At 63.9% G+C, this 3,120-nt stretch carries 5 protein-coding genes; 2 read left to right on the forward strand and 3 right to left on the reverse strand.

The annotated features are described in order from the left end of the window. Nucleotides 1–87: 87 nt before the first annotated feature. Nucleotides 88–1,152, reverse strand: a complete 1,065-nt coding sequence (locus GRS48_RS11985; protein WP_159486842.1) for a site-specific integrase — start codon at nt 1,150–1,152, stop codon at nt 88–90. Then, on the reverse strand, nt 1,149–1,400 hold the full coding sequence (locus tag GRS48_RS11990) for a hypothetical protein (protein ID WP_159486844.1): 252 nt from the start codon (nt 1,398–1,400) through the stop codon (nt 1,149–1,151). Before GRS48_RS11990 ends, GRS48_RS11985 begins: the two co-directional genes overlap by 4 nt. 427 nt (nt 1,401–1,827) lie before the next feature. On the opposite strand from GRS48_RS11990, the gene GRS48_RS11995 reads away from it, so the two are divergent. Next, nucleotides 1,828–2,067, forward strand: coding sequence for a winged-helix domain-containing protein (locus GRS48_RS11995; protein WP_235028070.1), 240 nt, complete (start codon nt 1,828–1,830; stop codon nt 2,065–2,067). Here GRS48_RS11995 and GRS48_RS12000 read toward each other — a convergent pair whose 3' ends face one another. After that, entirely contained in the window at nt 2,068–2,844 is a 777-nt protein-coding gene (locus tag GRS48_RS12000; RefSeq protein WP_159486848.1) for a hypothetical protein, read from the reverse strand. It abuts the gene before it with no gap. A gap of 58 nt (nt 2,845–2,902) precedes the next feature. Here GRS48_RS12000 and GRS48_RS15405 point away from each other — a divergent pair. After that, the coding region (locus GRS48_RS15405; RefSeq protein ID WP_321168429.1) for an archaellin/type IV pilin N-terminal domain-containing protein at nt 2,903–3,120 on the forward strand (218 nt) is incomplete at its 3' end.

The raw sequence follows: 3,120 nt of genomic DNA on the forward strand, positions 1-3,120 counted from the left end.
ATGGGCCGGCGCAGCGGCCATCTACCCCCGTACGGCGTACTCTCAAGCCTCTTCTCTCCGGTTCTCCGATCTACTGTCTGAATCTCGTCATTCATGGTCAAACTCGAATTTCTGTAGGTGATCGCGGCGACCTTCCAGCTGCTCGTGATGGCGTCGCCATCGCTCGCGCTCAGTTGCCCAGTCGTAGTGTTTCTTGATCGTCTTCACCGTCGCGTTCACCCGCTCGGCGACGGTCTCGGGCGGGACCCCACAGTTCAACTGCCACGTGATCGACCCCGTCCGGATCCGGTGGGGTGACCGGGACGACGGGCACTTGCTGGCGTGAGCGAACTCCCGCATCTCACACGTTTCGGGGGTTTCCCCGTGCGGACACGGTCCATGGAGACACGGCTGGGTCGCGAGATAGCTCCACATCCGCACCGTGTTCACGCCGGGGCGTCCCTTCTGGCTCGTGATGAGGGGCTGTCGACCGTGGTCGTCACGGACGTCGTACCGGTTGCCCACGTACTCACGGAGAACGTCCATCGTCTTCGGGGGAACCGCGACCGGTCGCTCGCCGTGGAGCTTGTTCTTCAGGGGCGTTCCGGTCTTCGGTCGGTGGTGAAACTCGACGTAATCGTCGTCGTCGTAGAGGTCGCGCACGTCGAGCGCCCGGATCCCGCCCTGCCGGGCTCCCGTGAACCATGCAAGTTCGAGGAACGCATGCCCACGAGTTGCCCGGTACTCGTCGGACCGTCGGTAGAACTCGATGAGCGGGATCGCCTTCTCGGCCGGTAGCGTCTCGGAGTTCGCTCGATCCGAGTCGTCGAGATCGGGGATCCGAACCGAATCGGAGAGGTTCGGATCGACCGCCTCGATCTGCTCCAGGTACTCGACGAACCGCTGTAGCGTCCACATCTCCCCCTCGAGCGTCGCCGGGGCGATCCCACCGCTCCGTATCTCGTAATAGTCGTCGAGGTCGTAACCGCGGATGTCATCCACTCGCTGGATCCCGACGCTCTCACACCACTCCACGAAGAGCTTCAGGCGGTACTTCCACGACTGGACGCTTGCGTCCGTCGCATCCGCACGGCGACGCTGCAGGTACCGGCTCACGGCCTCACGCGGTGCGAGAGCTCCCGGATCGCGTCGCCGGGTCCGTCGCCGGCTCATCCGCCTTCCTCGTCGATATCGTCGTACGGTCCGATCGACGTCATGAGTCGAACCCGTTCGCGGGCGAGATGAGCGCCCGTCTTCTTATCGCGCAGCTCGTGAAAGACGCCGTCGACGCCCTCCCGTGCCGCACAGTGCCGACACCAGAAGTGGTGGTTCGTCGGCTCCCACGAGCGGTGTCCACACGGGCATACGTACCGCCATCTGTCCTGCCGGTCTTCGATCCGCACGACTTCTTTCGAACTCATCACTTCTCCCGAAAGAGTTGGGAAATAAAAGGTGGGATCCGTATACGCGGAGTGAAAGTGTACGCATCGGCGAAAGTGAAAACGATCGACCGCGGCGGTCGTAGTCGTCGCTGGCTGTGCCGGACCGTCGTCGGGGGCTTTTAGAGCCCCACCATCGTGTGAATACATGGCTTTCGTGCTGCCTCACGGAAGCCCACGCGGACCCGCTGCACCACCAGCGGGGTCCGCTTCTAACAGGACCCATCGGCGAGCGACGGGTCCGCGAATGCTTCCGATACTCGCGACACAAGCATCCCGGATACTTAATAGTTAGCTCATACAAGCTAATTGAGAGCCCAAATGAGATATTCAACGGACGCAACCCGTATTACTAACCGATCGTGCCCGAGAGGATCCGGAAATGCGGCCGACACCGGGGTGGATGACGATGACTGACGTCATCATTCTCGACTTCCTCCACGACCACGATCTCGAACTCTCCCCGAAGCCGCTGTATCGGAACCTCGTCCGACACGGCCACGATATCGGCTACTCCACCGTACGTGGACGGGTCCGGGCGCTGGAAGAGCAGGATCTCCTTCAGAAAGACGACGACGGCTACTACGAGCTGACCGGTCGCGGCCGCGCCTACCTCGCCGGCGAGCTGGACGCTGCCGACCTGGAGTAGCTACGCCGGCGGGAGCCGTCGCGCGGCGTCCGCCGTGATCGTGAGTCCGTCCTCGCCCATGCCCACGGTCTCGCCGGTCACGTCCTCGAAGAGGTCGCGGAGTTCGCTCATGTACGAGCACGGGCGTTCCTCGACGATTCGGCGAGTGGCTTTGCCGTCGAACTCGACGGCGCGGTGTGCCGCGTAGATCCGGCAGAACGAGGTCCGTTGTGCCGGCGTCGCGTGTCGGACGACCTCGGGGACGTGCTGGAGGTCGATCTTCGAGCCGGCGGCGGCACCCATCGCGACGAGACACCGACCGAGAACCGATCCGTCACGGGTGGCGACGACTTCGGTCGCCCGTCCCGCCGCACGGTCGTGGTCGATCCGCGACTCGACGCCGACGCGGTCGAGCGCGGCTCGGAGATCGTCGACACCGACGCGCGAGCCTGGCGTAAGCCGGACCATGTACGTGGTGTCGAGGATCGAGCCGCCCGCGAGCACGTGGGCGAGGAGCTCGATAAGGGCCGAAGCGGTGTCGCCCGCGGGGTCGGGATCGAGCCAGCCGTGGTCCGTCGCGACGTGGATCCCGCGGACGGGGTCGGGTATGCCGCCGTCGAGCCAGCCGCGGACCCGTCCCGGCGGCAGGTCGAGCGCCTTCCCGACGCGCGTGCGCCCCTGGGTAGGGTGTTCGGCGGCGTACGCCTGCACCCGTTCGTAGTCGAGGACCTTCTGCCACGGGTCCGGATACACCCGGTCAGTGTAGGTCCGTGCGAGTGTGGGGGCCGTGGGCTCCATTAGGGGACAAGTGTAGATCATCGAATCAGTATTTAAAGCGTCGCTTCTCGCTATCAGCGTGGATATCTGGAAGAGACCCTTTATTACGGAGGGACGGGAGCCATCAACCAACCAGACGGGGATCGGGCGTCAGACGGGGGGACGGCACCGGGTCGAAAGCACACCCTTTCCCCGCCCCGCTGGAGAATCAACAATGCAACTCAGCAAGCTATTCAACGACGACAAGGCGGTGTCGCCGGTCATAGGGGTCATACTCATGGTCGCAATCACCGTTAT

The organism is Halorubrum sp. JWXQ-INN 858, from assembly GCF_009806985.1.
Lineage (GTDB): Archaea > Halobacteriota > Halobacteria > Halobacteriales > Haloferacaceae > Halorubrum.